13 protein-coding genes, 1 tRNA gene and 1 pseudogene are annotated in these 15876 nt (G+C 60.1%); 4 read left to right on the forward strand and 11 right to left on the reverse strand.

What is annotated here, in order from left to right:
• Window positions 1-101 precede the first annotated feature (101 nt).
• From pqqB to HG549_RS01895, 5 genes are all read right to left on the reverse strand, one after another.
• Window positions 102-1013, reverse strand: a complete 912-nt coding sequence (gene pqqB, locus HG549_RS01875; RefSeq protein ID WP_170027929.1) for a pyrroloquinoline quinone biosynthesis protein PqqB — start codon at window positions 1011-1013, stop codon at window positions 102-104.
• Between the two features lie 79 nt (window positions 1014-1092).
• Window positions 1093-1164 (reverse strand): pyrroloquinoline quinone precursor peptide PqqA, encoded by a 72-nt coding sequence (pqqA, locus tag HG549_RS01880; RefSeq protein WP_003243383.1) that lies wholly within the window; start codon window positions 1162-1164, stop codon window positions 1093-1095.
• Window positions 1165-1323: 159 nt separating this feature from the next.
• Complete coding sequence (pqqF, locus tag HG549_RS01885) at window positions 1324-3624, reverse strand: pyrroloquinoline quinone biosynthesis protein PqqF (RefSeq protein WP_170027930.1); 2301 nt, start codon at window positions 3622-3624, stop codon at window positions 1324-1326.
• Window positions 3625-3748: 124 nt separating this feature from the next.
• Window positions 3749-4543, reverse strand: coding sequence for a carbon-nitrogen hydrolase family protein (locus HG549_RS01890; RefSeq protein ID WP_170027931.1), 795 nt, complete (start codon window positions 4541-4543; stop codon window positions 3749-3751).
• Window positions 4544-4557: 14 nt separating this feature from the next.
• Window positions 4558-6240 (reverse strand): NAD(P)/FAD-dependent oxidoreductase, encoded by a 1683-nt coding sequence (locus HG549_RS01895; RefSeq protein WP_170027932.1) that lies wholly within the window; start codon window positions 6238-6240, stop codon window positions 4558-4560.
• Window positions 6241-6829: 589 nt separating this feature from the next.
• Here HG549_RS01895 and HG549_RS01900 point away from each other — a divergent pair.
• Entirely contained in the window at window positions 6830-7120 is a 291-nt protein-coding gene (locus tag HG549_RS01900) for a hypothetical protein (RefSeq protein ID WP_170027933.1), read from the forward strand.
• Between the two features lie 12 nt (window positions 7121-7132).
• Here HG549_RS01900 and HG549_RS01905 read toward each other — a convergent pair whose 3' ends face one another.
• Complete coding sequence (locus HG549_RS01905) at window positions 7133-7594, reverse strand: Lrp/AsnC family transcriptional regulator (RefSeq protein WP_112251518.1); 462 nt, start codon at window positions 7592-7594, stop codon at window positions 7133-7135.
• A 156-nt stretch (window positions 7595-7750) separates the two neighbouring features.
• Here HG549_RS01905 and HG549_RS01910 point away from each other — a divergent pair, with 156 nt between their 5' ends.
• Window positions 7751-8305, forward strand: coding sequence for a serine acetyltransferase (locus HG549_RS01910; protein ID WP_170034008.1), 555 nt, complete (start codon window positions 7751-7753; stop codon window positions 8303-8305).
• 93 nt (window positions 8306-8398) lie between these two features.
• On the opposite strand, the gene HG549_RS01915 is transcribed toward HG549_RS01910, so the two are convergent.
• The 3 genes from HG549_RS01915 to HG549_RS01925 all read right to left on the reverse strand — a co-directional run bounded on the left by HG549_RS01915 (window position 8399) and on the right by HG549_RS01925 (window position 11620).
• A complete protein-coding gene (locus HG549_RS01915) occupies window positions 8399-9439 on the reverse strand; it encodes a MerR family transcriptional regulator (RefSeq protein ID WP_170027934.1) in 1041 nt (346 codons plus the stop codon).
• Window positions 9440-9475: 36 nt separating this feature from the next.
• The gene (locus HG549_RS01920; protein ID WP_170027935.1) at window positions 9476-10345 is read right to left on the reverse strand and encodes an SAM-dependent methyltransferase; all 870 of its coding nucleotides are present in this window, start codon (window positions 10343-10345) and stop codon (window positions 9476-9478) included.
• Window positions 10346-10498: 153 nt separating this feature from the next.
• Entirely contained in the window at window positions 10499-11620 is a 1122-nt protein-coding gene (locus HG549_RS01925; RefSeq protein WP_170027936.1) for a Fic family protein, read from the reverse strand.
• Window positions 11621-12315: 695 nt separating this feature from the next.
• Here HG549_RS01925 and HG549_RS01930 point away from each other — a divergent pair.
• Window positions 12316-13803, forward strand: a complete 1488-nt coding sequence (locus HG549_RS01930; protein WP_170027937.1) for a DUF2971 domain-containing protein — start codon at window positions 12316-12318, stop codon at window positions 13801-13803.
• A 105-nt stretch (window positions 13804-13908) separates the two neighbouring features.
• Window positions 13909-14565 carry a hypothetical protein gene (locus tag HG549_RS01935; RefSeq protein WP_170027938.1) on the forward strand — a complete coding sequence of 219 codons (657 nt, stop codon included), beginning with the start codon at window positions 13909-13911 and terminating at the stop codon, window positions 14563-14565.
• On the opposite strand, the pseudogene HG549_RS01940 reads toward HG549_RS01935, so the two are convergent.
• Together HG549_RS01940 and HG549_RS01945 are read right to left on the reverse strand one after the other, a co-directional pair.
• Window positions 14566-15534 (reverse strand): annotated as a pseudogene (locus HG549_RS01940) (hypothetical protein).
• Window positions 15535-15791: 257 nt separating this feature from the next.
• Window positions 15792-15868, reverse strand: a tRNA-Ile gene (locus tag HG549_RS01945).
• Window positions 15869-15876 lie beyond the last annotated feature (8 nt).

Consider the following 15876-nt stretch of genomic DNA (forward strand, 5'->3'; position numbering starts at 1 on the left):
GCATGCCCGCGAACACCGGCGAAGCCGGTGCCATACACCGTGTCGGATTTTTCGCGGGCATGCCCGCTCCCACAGGGTTTGTGTCACCTCAAGGGCTGTGCTTACAACTCGATACTCATTCCGTCGAAGGCCACTTCCACACCCCGGCGCAGCACTTCGGCACGCTCGGGCGAGTCTTCGTCGAGAATCGGGTTGGTGTTGTTGATGTGGATAAGTACCTTGCGCTGGCGCGGGAAGCCCTCGAGCACCTCCAGCATGCCGCCAGGACCGTTCTGCGCCAGGTGGCCCATTTCACGCCCGGTACGGGTGCCTACGCCACGGCGCTGCATCTCGTCATCTTCCCACAGGGTGCCGTCGACCAGCAGGCAGTCGGCGCCGTCCATCATCTTCAGCAGCTTGTCGTCCACCTGGCCCAGGCCTGGGGCGTAGAACAGCTTGCCGCCGGTGCGGGTGTCCTCGACCAGCAAGCCAAGGTTGTCGCCCGGGTGCGGGTCGAAGCGGTGCGGCGAGTAGGGCGGTGCGGCGCTGCGCAGGGGGAACGGGGTGAAGCGCAGGTTGGGGCAGGCGTCGATCACGAAGCTGCCTTGCAGTTCGATGCGGTTCCATTGCAGGCCGCCGTTCCAGTGGCTGAGCATGTTGAACAGCGGAAAACCGGTGGTCAGGTCCTGGTGGACCATGTCGGTGCACCATACCTGGTGCGGGCAGCCTTCGCGCAGGCTGAGCAGGCCGGTGGTGTGGTCGATCTGGCTGTCCAGCAGCACGATGGCGTTGATGCCGGTGTCACGCAGGGCGCGGGCCGGTTGCATCGGCGCAAAGGCCTGGAGCTGGGCGCGGATATCGGGCGAGGCATTGCACAGTACCCAGTGCACGCCGTCGTCCGACAGGGCAATGGACGACTGGGTGCGTGCCGTGGCCCGCAAGGTGCCGTCACGGTAGCCCTTGCAGTTGACGCAGTTGCAGTTCCACTGAGGGAACCCGCCACCGGCGGCGGAACCGAGAACCTGGATATACATGGCCACTCTCTATGCAGAAAACCGTAGCGAATAAACGAAAACGCCCCGGCAGGCCGAGGCGTTGAACCCTAAGCCAGGCTTAGCGGTTGGCGAAGTACATGGTGACTTCGAAGCCGATGCGAAGATCAGTGTAAGCAGGTTTGGTCCACATGGAATTACTCCTTCCGGATGAGGGTTGGGTTTGTCAGCTAATACTAGGGTACCGCCATGGGCTGGAGGTTCCCTTGGATCGAGATTGCGCTATCTTACAAGAAATAGGTGTACCGAAAGGTTAATTATTAGCAAAGTGTCCTTGCAGCTGGCGTAATAATCACGCGGTCGCGGTCAACCAGGCGCCATCTGGCGCGGCGGCGTTGGCCAGGCACAGCCACCTGCTGTCGTTGCCGAGCAGGTGGTCCAGCAGGTCATCCAGATCCGCCTGCTGGGTACCCATAATCGCCCTGCGCAGCGCATCCAGCCCACCAGCTTGCGTGGCCAGGCATGTCTGCCATGCCCATTCGGCAACGTCCTCGTTGGCCATCGCAGGTTCCGCGAATTGCCCGGCCAGTGCCTGGCGAGCGGCCGGATCGAAGGTAACGCCCTGGCGTAGCAAAGTGAGCAGGTGTTCGAGTATCTGCGCCTGGCTGGTGTGCGGCGACTGCACGCCGAACAGCAGGCCGCCGACCCCTTCGACCTGACGAAAGGCACTGAATACCGCATAGCCGAGCTGCAGTTCTACCCGCAGCCGTTGATAAACCGGCCCTTGCAGCGCTTGGGCGAGCAAGCGGCCAGCGGCTTCCATCGCCGCCGGCAAGGGGCAGAACAGCAGCAGGGCATGTTCACTGCCGGGGGCGTCGACCTGTTGCCAGCGGTGGTTGGCCCAGGCCGGTAGTGGACCCGGCGCCGAACCTTGGCCGGGGCAATGCAGCAGCGCCGTCGCCAATGCATTCAGGGCGGTTTCGTCGAAGCCGACCGCCAGGCCATGCCAGCGCGCCTGCTGCCACAGGCTGTCGAGCTGGGCTTGTGCCAGCGTGCCGGGCGCACCAGGCGCCGGCAGCGCCCCCAGCACCGCGTCGGGTAGTTGCTTGAGCAGGGCCCTGAGCGGGATCAGTGCCGCAGGCGGCGGCGAGGACGCCTGCCAGCTGTCGGCCGGTGGCGATACCAGCAGCGTCAAGGCCTGCTGCACGGTGCGTAGTACCGCTGCCGGTAACCCGGCGCAGCGCAGTTGCCAGTATTCGCCAGCGGCACTGAACTGCAGCTGCACTGCCACGCGGGCGCAGCGCTCCTGCAGTGGCTGCAAGGTGCGTTCGAGGACCGGGTACAACTGTTGGCCTGCGGCTGGGGGAACCTGCCAGCGCAGGTACAGCGCCGCGTATTGGCGGGCACCGGGGAGCTGGTCGCTGATCTGCAGTGCCGCTGGCAGCGGTTGCGGCCTGGCAGCAGGCAGTTCGGCCTGGAGCAAGGGCTCGCCAGCGGGTAACTGCCAGTGCCCATGCACGCGACTCGGCAGGCCTGCCAGCAGGGCACGGAAGGCCTGCAGGGCTTGCCCAGGCAAACCGGCGAACGCTTGGCCGGCACTGTCCCGGCGGGCCAGCTCAATGGCGCTGGCACTGCGTTCGCGGCTCTGCTGCAGCAACTCGAACTCGGCATTCAATGGCTCTGCCGCGGCCTGGCGGAGGAAGCCGAACCAACCCTGCAACAGGGCATCGACCTCTTCCCGGCAGGCGTCCTCGGTAAGCTGCAGGTCGATATGCCACAACAATTGCCCGGCGTACGCATACAGCGCCTCGGCCTTGAAACCCCGCAGCCAGCCACGCTGGCGAAGGGCCGCCAGCCAGGTGCCCGGGCGGCTGTCGCCAAGGCAGCTGATCAGCAGTTCCAGGGCTTGCTCGGCGCCCGCAGGCAGCTGCGCGTGGCTGAACACTCGCGGCAGGGTCGCGGCCACCAGCGGCGGTGGCAGGGCCTGAGGTACACGTGCACCCGCGGTGAACTGCGCGGCATGCTGGCGGCCGAGCAGTTCCAGTTCATCCAGCGGCTGCGGGCCGCAGAGGCTCAGGGTAACCTGGCCGCCCTGGTAGAAGCGCTGGTGAAAACCCTGCAACGCTTGCTGGAAGGCCGAGTCGTGCAAGGCCAGAGTGTAGCGGTTGCCGGCATGAAAGGCACCCAGTGGATGCTCGGGCGCCACCGCCTGCAGCAGGGCAAACTGCTGCTGGGCTTGCGGGTTGCGTGACCAGGCAATGAACTCGGCATGGATCACTTCGCGTTCACGACGTTGGCGCTCGATGCCCAGGTCCGGTTCGGCGAGCATCTGGCACAAGCGCTCGAGCCCGCCTGCCAGGGCACTGGGCGGCACCTCGAAGAAAAAGTCGGTGGTGCGTTCCCGGGTGCTGGCGTTGACTTGCCCGCCCAGTGCCTGCACGTAGCGCATCAGGCCGTCTTCAAGCGGGAAGCGTGGGGGGCCGAGGAAGAACAGGTGTTCCAGAAAATGCGCAAGGCCGGGCCATTTGCCCGGGGCATCGTGGCTGCCCGCGTGCACCCGCAGGGCAGCGGCCGACCGCTTCAGGCGCGGGGCGTGGCGCAGGGTCAGCTGCAGGCCGTTGGCGAGGCTCAGGTGGCGGGTGGCGTCAGGCATGGGGGCTCCGGTTGTTGCATGCCATGCTAACCCATTTGCTGGCAGGCTCGGCCTCTTTGCGGGTAAGCCCCTCAGGTCCGGAGCAAGCCTCGGTCCTGTGGGATGCATGCCCGCGAAAGGGCCTTCAGCCTTTACGCAGGTGCAGCTCCTGACGCAGATCGGTCAGGTAGGGGAATGCCGCCCGTCCCTGCACCACCCGGTCATGTTCGAGCTCGGCCAGCAACTGGCATTCGTCATGCCCGGCCATCGCCAGCAGGCTGCCATCGGGGCCGATGATGCTGCTCTGCCCACAATAGTGGATCTCGCCTTCCGCACCGCAGTAGTTGGCATACACCAGGTAGCACTGGTTCTCCTGTGCCCGTGCTCGCACGGTCACCTGGCAGACAAAGTCGTACGGCGCCATGTTCGCCGTCGGCACCAGGATCAGTTCGGCACCGTCCAGCGCCAGGCGGCGGGCATTCTCCGGGAACTCGATGTCGTAACAGATCAGCAGGCCGACCTTCCAGCCCTCCAGTTCCACCACGGGGAAGTGGTCGGGGCCTGCGCTGAACATCGAGCGGTCCAGTTCGCCGAACAGGTGGGTCTTGCGATAGTTGCCCAGGCTGCGACCCTGTGCATCGATCAACTGCACGCTGTTGTAGATCGCGCCGTCATCGCCGCGCTCCGGGTAGCCATAGACGATGGCGATGCGGTGCGCCTGGGCGATCTCCACTACCTCCATGGCTGCCGGGCCATCGTCGGCCTCGGCCAGGCGCTCGACCTGGGCCAGGCCGATGTTGTAGCCGGTCAGGAACATTTCCGGGCATACCAGCAACCGGGCGCCGCGTTCGGCCGCCAGTTGCGCCTGGTGGCGCAAGCGTTGCAGGTTGCCGGGCACGTCCAGTGGCTTGGGCGCGCCCTGGAACAGAGCGATGCGCATGCTGCCTCCTTGTCTCAGTCCGCCAGGGCGATCGGGCCGATTTCGTTGAACACGTCGCCTGGGCCAGGATTTTCCGGGTGGGTGCGACCACCGAAGTGGTTCATGATACCCCACACCGCATTCAGCGAGGTTTGCACAGCGCCTTCGACCCAGGCGGGGGTCCAGGACACGTCGTCACCGGCGATGAAGATGCCACGCTGCTCGGCAGGCATGTCTTGCTGCATGAAATGGGCATACATGCGCTGGTTGTAGCGGTAGTGGCCTGGCAGCGCGCCCTTGAAGGCGCCGAGGAAGTACGGGTCGGCTTCCCAGGAAACGGTGATCGGGTCGCCGATGATATGCCCGGCGATGTCGGTCTTCGGGTAGATCTTCTTCAGCGCGTCCAGGGCCAGTTGCACGCGTTTTTCCACCGGGTGCGGGAGCATTTTCAGGGCGTCGCTCATCCAGGCGTAGGACAGGCAGATCACCCCCGGCTTGTCGTCGCCGTTGTCGAACAGGTAGGTGCCGCGGGTGAGGCGGTCGGTGAGGGTCATGCTCATCAGGTCGCGGCCGGTTTCCGGGTCCTTGTCCTTCCAGAATGGCCGGTCGACCATGACGAAGGTCTTCGACGATTGCATGTAGCGGGTGCGGTCCAGGGCCATCCACATCTTTTGCGAGAACAGCGATTCCTCGCAGTCGATCTGGGTGGTCAGCAGCCAGGTCTGGCAGGTGGCGAGCACGGCGCTGTAGTGCCGCGTGTCGCCCCAGTTGTCGGTGACCGCCAGGCGGCCGTCGGCAGCGCGGGCGATGCGCTTGACCCCGGTACGTGGCGCGCCGCCATGCAGCGCGCTCAGGCTGGTGCCTTCGGGCCAGTGCACGCAACGCTCCGGCACATGGCGCCAGATGCCTTGCGGCACCTGCTCCACCCCGCCGACCACCAGATGCTGATGGTCGTCGCAATTGGTCATCACCACGCGGAAGATTTCCAGCATCGAGTTGGGGAAATCCGAGTCCCAGCCGCCGGTGCCGAAGCCGACCTGGCCGAACACTTCACGGTGCTGGAAGCTCAGCTTGGCGAACGAGCGCGAGGTGGCCACGAAGTCGTAGAAGGTGCGGTCGTCCCACAGCGGTACCAGCTTGTTCCACAGCTCTTTCAGGCGCGGCACGTCACGGTCGCGGATGGCCTGCTGGATGTCGGCGAACTGGGCGCCGCTTTCCAGCGCGTCGGCCCAGGCGTCGGCCACTTCCTGGAACAGCTGGGGCAGGTCACCGGGTTTTTCGGCGTAGTAGGTCTGGCCTTCCAGGTCGATCACGGTGCTGCCCGAGGCCGGGGTCAGCGGGTTGGGGAAGGGCTTGGTTTCCAGGCCCAGCTTGTCCACATAGTGGTAGAAGGCGGTGGACGACACCGGGAAACGCATGCCGCCCAGTTCGGCGATGACCCCGTCGGTACCGTTGAAGGCTTGCGAGCGCAGCCGGCCACCCAGTTTGGAGGCCTCGTACACCACCGGCTTGAGGCCCAGCTTCATCAGCTCGTAGGCCGCCACCAGCCCGGCGATGCCGGCGCCGACGATGGCCACTTCCTCGCCATGGCGCTCGGCCGGGATGCTGCCCAGGCCTGCGGGGTGTTCCAGCCAGTCGTCGAAGGCGAAGGGAAAGTCCGGGCCGAAAATGGTGATGGGCTTTTTGCCGTCGGCGGGGTGGCGGTTTTTCTTGTTCATGGAGTGACCTTGCCAGAGGGGCTGCGCGAGGAGCGGAGCCTGAGTATAGGAGATGCCTGGGGTCATTTTAGGGAGTGGGGTGTTCGTTATTAAGGCTTATTGTGTTGTCTGAATGTAGGTTTTTTCGTCGAAATGATTATTTGATTGTTATTTTTGACGGGTTTTCGTCTTAAGGTTTTTGGTGTTTGTGCGATCGAGCGCCGCCCGCGCGGCGCTCGATCGCACAGGCCCTGCAAATCGTAAGGCCAGCCCCTAGTGGCGCGTTTTGAAAGACGCCGATCAGCCAATTCCTACACCCATACCGAGATTCAAAGAATTACCCTACGCCAGCTATAGCCTCGGTCTGGCTGCGTGGGAAACGCCTCATCGTTAACTTCACTGGGTCGCCGCTGTTCGGGCGAGCGGGTGTGAGAACCCATCCTCCAACTTCGCACCAAGGCTTGTGTCATGGCAGCTGTGCGCGGGCAGGCTTCGGCCTGGCCGGATTTCCAAGTTGGCCGGTTTCTCACCCCGTGCATGGCTGCCGCCCATATCCCGTGAGAAGGAGTTGGCCGGCAGTTTCCTCAAGACTCAATTTGGAAATTGCATCGTGAAGAAATTTGGTTCAGGCCAACCCGAAAAACTGCAACCCACCGCCGAAAAAACCTTCTGCAACTGCGAATCCAGCCACCCGCCGCTGTTCGCCATCCGCCCCGGCATCGACGCCGCAGACGCTCTGGTGCACGCCTGCCTTCTGGCCCGTGGCCTCGATCAGATCGTCACCGACTACGCCCAGCACCATGCACCCGAGCGCAGCCGCGACCTGGTCTGGGCGATGCAGCATTGCGCCGAAAGCCTTTCGGCGATCCTGGACAGCCTGCTCGACGCCCAGGAGGCCTGAGTGCCAGCCCGCTCAGAGCGGCTGCCCGCGGTCCACCTTGCTGCTGAGGATGATCGATGTGGTAGTCTTCTCCACCCCGTCGACACTGCCGATCTGGTCGAGCAACTGGTCCAGCTGTTCGGGCGAGTCGGTACGCAACCAGGCCACATAGTCGAACTCGCCGCTTACCGCACACAGCTGCTGCACCTGCCCCATGGCACTCAGGCGCCGCACCACCTCCTTGCCCGAGCGCGGTTGCACCTTGATCCCCACATACGCTTGCAGGCCGCCGCCCAATACCCGCTGGCCCAGGCGCACGCCATAGCCGGAGATGACCTTGTTTTTCTCCAGCCGCTCCAGGCGCGAGTTGACGGTAGTGCGGGCGATACCCAGCTGGCGGGCGAGGGTGGCGACGCTTTCGCGGGCGTTGATCTGCAGCAGGGCGATCAGCTGGCGATCGATTTCATCCAGCGTGATGGAACGGGAATCCGACATGGCAAGTCTCTACGGTTGGCCCGCTAGCCTAGCCAGCCCGTGCCGAGCAGAGCAAGCGTGGCCGTAGCGAGCGTGCCGACACGGCTGGCACCGGCCACGCTGGCCCAGCGGCTGTGCCTTCGGGAGAAGCAGCGCAAACCCAACAGGAATCTGATTGTGAACCTCGACCATCTATTCGAATGCTGGCGACAGGAAGTCTCCAACAAGAAAAAGGCCGGACGCCGCATCAGTCTACTGTTCAACGTGCTGCGTCGCGCACGCAAGGACAACAAACTACGGTTTCTCTTCGCCTTCCGCCTGGCCCAGTACTTCAGTGCCCGTGGCGGCGTGTTCCGGCGTCACGCGCGGCGCATGCAGCAACGGCTCAATCTCAAGTACGCCGTGGACATCGACATCGGCGCACAGATCGCCCCCGGCCTGCGCATAGGGCACCTGCCCGGCGTGGTCATCACCCGGCACGTTAGCATCGGGCGGAATTTTTTCATTCGGCAGAACTGCTCGATCGGCATCAAGACCCTGGGCTTGCAGGAATACGCGCTGCGCATTGGCGACAACGTGAGCATGGGGGCCAACAGCTGTATCGTTGCTGACCACATCGACATCGGGGACGACGTGGTGATCGGGGCAATGTCGCTGGTTACGCGGGATATTCCGGGCGGAATGACGTTCTACAATCCGCGACAGGTTGAGATGCGGCCGGGTGGGGGATAAGCCAAGGCTGGTGTTCTGTGGCTTGCAAGCGGCTTATCCGAGCGCGACTGCCTGCTTCGATCATGGCATCAGGCAGATTAGTGCCATGAAGAGTCATGTGTCGGGCGCTTGGCTATTCGCACTTGCAGAGACCGAGGCGACGGCTTTCTCTAGAAACGTCAACAGACGAGGATGGAGCCAGCTGCCGACCCGCAGTTCCTCTTCGGACGCTTCGGCGTGGCGCATGGTTTGAAGCGCAGCGTCATCCAGCGCGAGTCTGCGTCGCATATCAATCCACAATTTGGCCACGCGCTGCACCTCGGCGTTCTTGGCTGGACAACGAGCGTTGCGCAGGACGTCCAACCTATCGAGCAGGTGCGGCCACTCCCGCATTACATCGATGTAGGTGCGTCGCAGGTGCTTATAGGCGTTGGGGGCGAGATGCCTGCGATAAATCAGCAGGCGGTGCTCACAGAACGCTTTCAAGATGTACTCGCCAAGTTGAGGAGTAAAACCCGTATTCGGCAGGTTCTGGCCCTGGGAAGTAAGCAGATTGTCCACGCGTACGAACGTCCCGGCGTTTGATCGCGTGTCTTTTTCCAACAGTGCTATCCAGTCGCGTGCCGCACGGCGAGCCGCCGACGCGCGTGGTGGCACTCCCTTTTCAAACAATGCCCTGAGACCGTCCACATGCTCCTGCCAAGCAGCCGCAAACTTTCCGTTGCTTCCCAGCAAAGGCAAACTTAAGTCATCCTCTCTGAGATGTTGGCGATAGAACGCCATGGCTTCCAGCGTACTGAGGCAAGCCGCCTCAGACGGATCTTCTTCAAGTAACGCTCGTTGAAGACGTTCCAGGCCGGCACGAAGTTTCTGTTGACGTGATATTTCAGCGTCGACACGGGCCAGCTGGGCAGACAGAACAGCTGGAGTGGTAAGCAATCCTCCATCGAGGAGCTGGCGGATTTCGTCAAGAGCAATGCCCAGCTCGCGAAGCGCCAGTATTTTGCTGAGCCTTTGGATATCTGCCGCTCCATAAAGCCGATAGCCAGCATCGGAGCGAACGGACGGTTTAAGTAGCCCGAGGCTGTCATAGTGGTGCAACGTGCGTACCGAAAGCCCCGACCGCTTGGAAAGTTCGCCGACTTTTAGCCGCACAGCAATATCTCCTCACCAATCTGTTTCGAATGCTCGTTAACCTACGGTAGCCCGGTACAGGCGCAAGCCGCCATCTACAGTCTGCAGGCCATCTCGCCGACGCATGAAATAGCGTGCGTTGACAGCTTCAGCATCCAGGCATTCCACCTCGCAGAACCCGCTGCAAAGGAGCATCGCTTTCAGTTCGGCGGGGTCAAACGCGCTTAGCCAAGGCTCGCCTGCGGCTGCGAATGAGCGTGCAGCCATATCGTCCATCCACTGCTCGACCGGTGACAGCAAGCCGCGCGCAACACGCGCATCGAACACAATCTCGCTCTGGGGCGGATAAAGCGAAACCTGGCGGACCACCGCCGAAGCGACAGGGATTTCCAGGTAGGGAAGTACGCCCAGGCAGCTGAAAAAGGTCGGGCGTTCCGGGTCGATTCCATGTTTATCGAGCACTGCTGGCAAAGAAACTTCCGCAAGGTCTGCGGCAACGAAGGCGACGTTGGAAGGGATCGTGACATCGCTCTCCTGCAAACGCTCCAGTTTCCATTGCTGGGTCTCTGCCTGATCCAGCTCAACGCATCTGACGCTCTCGGGAAGGCGAAGGGACAGCGTGTCCAGGCCGGCTCCGAGGATCACGACCTGACGCAGCCCAGCGCTTATGGCAAGAGCCACTCGCTCTTCCACCAGTTTGCTGCGTGCGACCACTGCCGCGCGCAGCGTACGCAGCATTGGCGCATTGTAGGCATAGGGGTCGATGACTGTTTGCCGTGCCAGGTTGCTGCCCAGTACGTCGAACGCGTGCCTGTCCTGCAATAGCCTAGGTTCATCGAGAAGTTGGTGGGCCGCACGTGCTAAGGCCATGGTAAGCGCTGACCGGCGGCGCGGAATACCCTCGAGAAGGGCTTGCTGTTTCATCATTGCCGTTACATCCCATCACGTTTGGTTGACCATACGCATGGTCAAGCCTCCCGTAGCGTGAGGGTCAAGTTCGCCTCCGCGTTCTTTTGGCGCGGGCGTAGCCATTGGCCTACGACGATGAAGCAGCGCGACAGGTGAGGGCGATTTAGCTGCTCAGCGTGCTATTTGATAGCGTGTGCTGCGCCCGCCACCGGGCAGTCGTTCGATACAACCCTTTTCCAGCAAATCGCTCAGGTGACGGGTCGCGGTGGCTTTGGACACCTTGGCCACTGCTTGGTACTGAGCGGCGCTGATGCCATCTTCAAAACCACGCTCTCCACCGTCCAGCAGGCGATTGAGCACTTTGACCTGATCCACCGACAGCGTCTGGCTGCGATGCACCTGCCAGAAGCGTGCCTTGGCCAGCACGCGATCGATACGGGCAAGGGCCTGTTCCAAGCTTTTGAGCAACGTCGCGAGGAACCATTGCAGCCAGGCGGTGATGTCCAGGGAGCCTTTCTGGCTGGCCTCGAGGATGCGGTAGTAACCGGTGCGGTCATCGAGGATGCTTGCGGACATGGCGTAAAAGCGGATGGCCTGCTGCTCGCCTTGAGCCAATACCAGGTCGGTGATGGCGCGTGTGAGGCGACCGTTGCCGTCATCGAAAGGGTGCAGGGTAACGAACCAGAAATGAGCGATGCCGGCGCGTACAAAGGGGTCAAGGCTAGCCTCGCTGCGGCTGCGCTCGAACCAGGCGAGAAATTCTGCCAGTTGCGCTTCCAGCCCTTCGCGAGGAGGAGCTTCGAAATGTACGGTAGGGCGGTCGATCCGGCCTGATACGACCTGCATCGGCTCATCGCCACGCAGTGCGCCGATGTGTAACGGTCGCGCCAGCAGTTGTTCATCGCTGGGGAATAGCCAACGGTGCCAGGTGAACAGTCGCTGTTCGTCCAGCGGTTGTTGGTGGGCACGGGTGGCATCGAGCAGGAGTTCCGCCAGGCCTTCGGAGCGTGAGGTGGTGCGACCTTCTTCGTTCAGCCCCAAGCGCCGTGCCAGTGATGAGCGTACCGAACCGACATTCAGCTGCTCACCCTCGATGGCTGAAGAAGTGATGATGTTCTGCAGCATGGCATCCAGGCTGCTCTGCACTTCGGTGTCCTTCCCCACCGCGCCGAGCATGCCCAACAAACGTCCCTCGGCCTGACCGCAAGCGCGCAGCAGCGGTGCAAGCGCTTCGGCTTGCCAGCTGAAGTGTGGCCAATCAGGCTGCTGCCAGATCCAGAGCGGGTCGTTCATAAGGTTCGCTGAGCCGATTAACGAGCCTATTCGGCTCACATGATGAGCCGATAATGCCGGCTATTCGGCTCACTGTCTATTTTCTGGGCAAGTTGTTTGGTTATGGCGTGTTGTGAATTACGTCAAAAGTCACCGTGCGTTTTTTGCAGGGGCTAGAAACGCAAAAGCCGCGCTATCGCGCGGCTTCGTCGTAGCTGGTGGGCCCACACGGACTCGAACCGTGGACCAAAGGATTATGAGCCCGAAAAAATCACCTGTGTCCATTGGCAAAACCCTTGATGTGCCTGATTTTATTGAATATTCGATCTTATTGGGGAAGGGTATTCGATTTCGGTGTGGACACATTGTGGACACATCCAGCTGTACCGGCCTGCACAGACCTTCAATTCTTTGCACAGCGTGCAATGCGCTTGTCCTGTACGCGGCCCGCGCCGGGCCTGCTCCGGGGCTAGCTTGCACCTGGGCTGGCCTTTGCACTATTTCGCGACGCAGAGCGCGTCGGCGGGAGGGGGATAAGTGATTTTTAACCCTCATTTTTTTTGGCTGGGCGAGTTTATTGACGCACCAGCTCGCGCATTTCTATGCTCAAGCTCTGCGATCAAATAGGTTTAGCTCTCCCAGCATTCTTTGGCAGGATGCCAGAGCGGATTGCGGTCATTTACCAACAAAGCGCAGCAGCTTGATAAGGATCATTTATGAGCACGTACTATCGTTTCCGAAGCGCAGATCGGCTGCTGGGTCGAGCAGCTACCGAGAACAGCCCTGCCCGCTCAGGGGAGCTGGACGAACTCACTGTCTACTTTGCTTCACCACAGGAGTTGAATGACCCTCTTGAAGGACATCGAGAAACCTTCTTTCAAGGCGATTTGGTTGTTTGGAGAAATTTGTTAAAGCATTACGCTCTTGTTTTATTTTCTTCCACAATCGATGTGTATGTTAATGGAGGTGATGGAGAAATTACCTATATTAACTTGCGTCCGGAAAGCTACGGTGCTGAGCCAAGGGGGGTCTTGGAGGGGATATTAGATGCTGTAAAGCGCGATGAAGGGCTGAACGATTATTTTTCAGCGATTGTAGACGCGTCTAGAAAAGTCAGTAGATATGAGCTGATTGTTCATCTGATGACTATACATAATATTGTATTGATGCACGTATTTAATGGTATCTCCACGCGTTACCAATTGTCTGACTCTCATCGGTATATGCTGGTTAAAGATAGTTTCTATCGTTTTGCAGGTCAGCGTGCCGCAGAGATTAGAGCGGCTGGTGGTAATCCTGATCTTAATGGCTACAAGGAGATTAAAAGTAAAATCAAGCAGCAGGCCTTGAGGGGAAATGCTCTAAGGGATAAGCCTCTAAGTGCTGGGCAGATGCGGGTGTTCGTAAATTTCTCAGAAGAGTTCGCGCAGCAACTCGACTACTTGATCTATCCACATTGGTATGTTGTCTGCTTCATGGAGAGTGGCTCTAATCCTGCAATATGGGGGTCTTATGGTGACAACCACAAAGGTATATGCTTGATGTATGAGTCACAATTGCACCGCGGAGTCGAGACTCTTAGGTTTCAGAGACTTCCTCCCGATTTCGTTAAAGCATTTAACTACGGTCGCCCCGATGATCAATGGCGTCTAGATATGGAATGTCAAATGCCTCTAATGAAAGTGAGGTATGATTCTGAATATACTACGGCGAATTTTTTTACATCTCTAAATAATGAGCAGAAAGAATGGGCGTTATCGTACTGGTATTCTGAAGGAGAGCGTAAAAGTCAGTGCGGAGAATGGCTTGCCAATGCCGATGGGCAACGATATGCATCGTATCGGGCTATGTATGAAAAAAGTGTAACTACCAAGACTGCTCATTGGGGTAATGAGACAGAATGCAGAATCATTATGGCTGGGTATCCATTCGAACGGGAAGAAAGGACGGTTGGTTATAATTTCTTTGACTTGAAAGGCTTGATATTTGGTATAAATACTAGTGACGAAGTAAAAGTTCGAGCGATTCGCAAGATTGCTGATCACTGTAAGGTTTATAAGCGATCAGATTTCAAGTTTTACCAAGCACGATATGACGATAATTATCAAAAAATTGAACACGATCACTTATCGTATATCACTTTCGAGGCTGATGGCAGTTTGAATTTTGACCCCAATATAGCTGACCGCCCTCTCAAACTATGAATATGCCTGCTGAAACAGCCAGAAATGGAAAGTGGCTTTGTGATATCAGCGTGCGGTAGTACCATATGCAGCCACCCAGTACATGACAGGAACGTTGAAAGGATTATGGGTAGCAGGGCCAGTTTTGATGTTGACGCCGCCTATTGCATTTCGCTTGAGGCACGTAGTGATAGGCGTCAACTGTTCAGGGATAGCGTTGGAAAGCGGATTGGTAACCAGGTCATCTTCCACGTTGTGCAGAAGGCAGACGATCCGAAGCGTGGATGCTACGAATCTCACCAGCAGATCGCTCAGATGGCTTTAAACCAGGGCCTGGAGCGCGTCCTGATCTTTGAAGACGACGTGAAGCCGTATGACTTCAACGTCACCAGGATTCGCTGGATCAACCGCTTCATGCGTACACGACGATTCGAGGCCCTGCACCTGGGCTACTCGATGGGACGGACCTGGCTGACCTGGTTCCCGTTCATCGCCAGGGGGCGAGTTGTTGCGCTACACGCCTACGTGCTGTCCCGAGAGGGCTGCAGGGTCCTGGCAGAGACGCCATACGATGGCACGCCGGTTGATGTGATGTTCAAGCATCGGATTCGGCAACACTGCGTGTTCCCGATGATGTTCCGGCAGCATGCCGCCGCAGTCGCGGGCAGCGACCTGGAAGATGTGGTCAAGAATGAGGATGACTGGTGGGAACGCAACTGGCGTAAGCACTGGCGTTCTCCACTCAAGAACCTCTGGCGCACCGCGCTCCGCCTGAACTTCTGATTACTGGGTGATCGGCTTCAACTGAGCCAATAACATCTTGGTCGACGCGCCGGCGGCAGTGAATGCGCCGGCGTTGCTCGGTACCGGAGTTGGCCCGTGGGTGTGCCCGGCCAGCGCGGTGTTCATCTGCTCGACGATGTCCAGAAGATCGCAAAGTATCTTCAGCACGTTTACCCCTTCTGATCCCAACCAGGTCTTGGGCGCCTGCAGGCGCTGGCTGACCTTCGTCAGGCTCTCTCGCACGCCCTGAATCTGCTCCCGCATATCGCCACCCACTGTCGCATTATGCTTCTGACCCACCACCAGGTTCAGATCGCGGCCCGTGGCTTGGTGCAAGTCATCGACAGCAGCCAGGCTGGCGGTACCACCTGACAGCAGCTTGAGCGCCCCCAGCGCTTCGATCTTCTTGATACCCCCCACGGCTTCTGTCGAATGGCCATCTACCTCCCTGGCGTGGCTCTGGTACCGCTCGGTATTGGACATTGATTCCACTTCCCGCTCGATTGCCTTGTCCTGGATCTTGCCGTCTGTCTGGCGCAGCCAGTTGCCGTCCGCATCCACGCGTTGCTGGCAGGCCTCGCTGTGCTGCCAAACCTGGTCTCCTTTTGGCACCCGGGGAAGGCTCAGGCCGTGCGGCAGTATCTGATGAAGGGCTTGTGCGGCAGGCCGTAGGCGAACGACACCACGACAGTGGTGCCTTCCTCGGGGAAGCCAAACATACCGGCCTCCTGGCCGCCCATAGGCGCTGGCAGAGGCAGGTTGTTGAGAATCGGCAGGGCGGGATCGGGTTCGCCGTCTGGCAGCAAAATCTGTACGTCCACACCGAAGCGTGGCCGGAAGTCATCGCATAGACCTTGCGCCTGGGGGGGCGTCTGGTACCGCGACGACACGCCCGAAGCGGGGCAGGTGATATCACCCCGTGATTTCGGGGAATTGGCGCTCTACTGTGCGGCGGATTGCATCTTCCATCGTATGGCCTTCTGGTTGTCGGCGAGCGCGACGTGGGTCACCCGCTCGCCCTGGTTGATCGATGCACCTGGTCGTAGCCCGGGCAGGGCCGCGATCATGGCGCTCTGGTTGGGCATCTAGCCGATGTGGTCAATCTCAACCCTCTGGCAGGTATGCGTGGACAATTGTGGACACTTCCAAAGATTGTGAAAGGTGATTGAGGCGGGAAATGGCAGGGGCCAGAAACGACAAAGCCGCGCAGTGCGCGGCTTGCAAGCTGGTGGGCCCACACGGACTCGAACCGTGGACCAAAGGATTATGAGTCCTCTGCTCTAACCGACTGAGCTATAGGCCCTCAGTAAG

This window comes from Pseudomonas sp. SK, assembly GCF_012975065.1.
GTDB lineage: Bacteria > Pseudomonadota > Gammaproteobacteria > Pseudomonadales > Pseudomonadaceae > Aquipseudomonas > Aquipseudomonas anuradhapurensis.

Bases quoted from the DNA above. Each gene is read 5' to 3' on its own strand.
- pqqB (WP_170027929.1), bottom strand. From the start codon at position 1,013: ATGTATATCCAGGTTCTCGGTTCCGCCGCCGGTGGCGGGTTCCCTCAG.
- pqqF (WP_170027930.1), bottom strand. From the start codon at position 3,624: ATGCCTGACGCCACCCGCCACCTGAGCCTCGCCAACGGCCTGCAGCTG.
- HG549_RS01890 (WP_170027931.1), bottom strand. From the start codon at position 4,543: ATGCGCATCGCTCTGTTCCAGGGCGCGCCCAAGCCACTGGACGTGCCC.
- HG549_RS01895 (WP_170027932.1), bottom strand. From the start codon at position 6,240: ATGAACAAGAAAAACCGCCACCCCGCCGACGGCAAAAAGCCCATCACC.
- HG549_RS01905 (WP_112251518.1), bottom strand. From the start codon at position 7,594: ATGTCGGATTCCCGTTCCATCACGCTGGATGAAATCGATCGCCAGCTG.
- HG549_RS01920 (WP_170027935.1), bottom strand. From the start codon at position 10,345: ATGATGAAACAGCAAGCCCTTCTCGAGGGTATTCCGCGCCGCCGGTCA.
- HG549_RS01925 (WP_170027936.1), bottom strand. From the start codon at position 11,620: ATGAACGACCCGCTCTGGATCTGGCAGCAGCCTGATTGGCCACACTTC.
- HG549_RS01930 (WP_170027937.1), top strand. From the start codon at position 12,316: ATGAGCACGTACTATCGTTTCCGAAGCGCAGATCGGCTGCTGGGTCGA.
- HG549_RS01935 (WP_170027938.1), top strand. From the start codon at position 13,909: ATGGGTAGCAGGGCCAGTTTTGATGTTGACGCCGCCTATTGCATTTCG.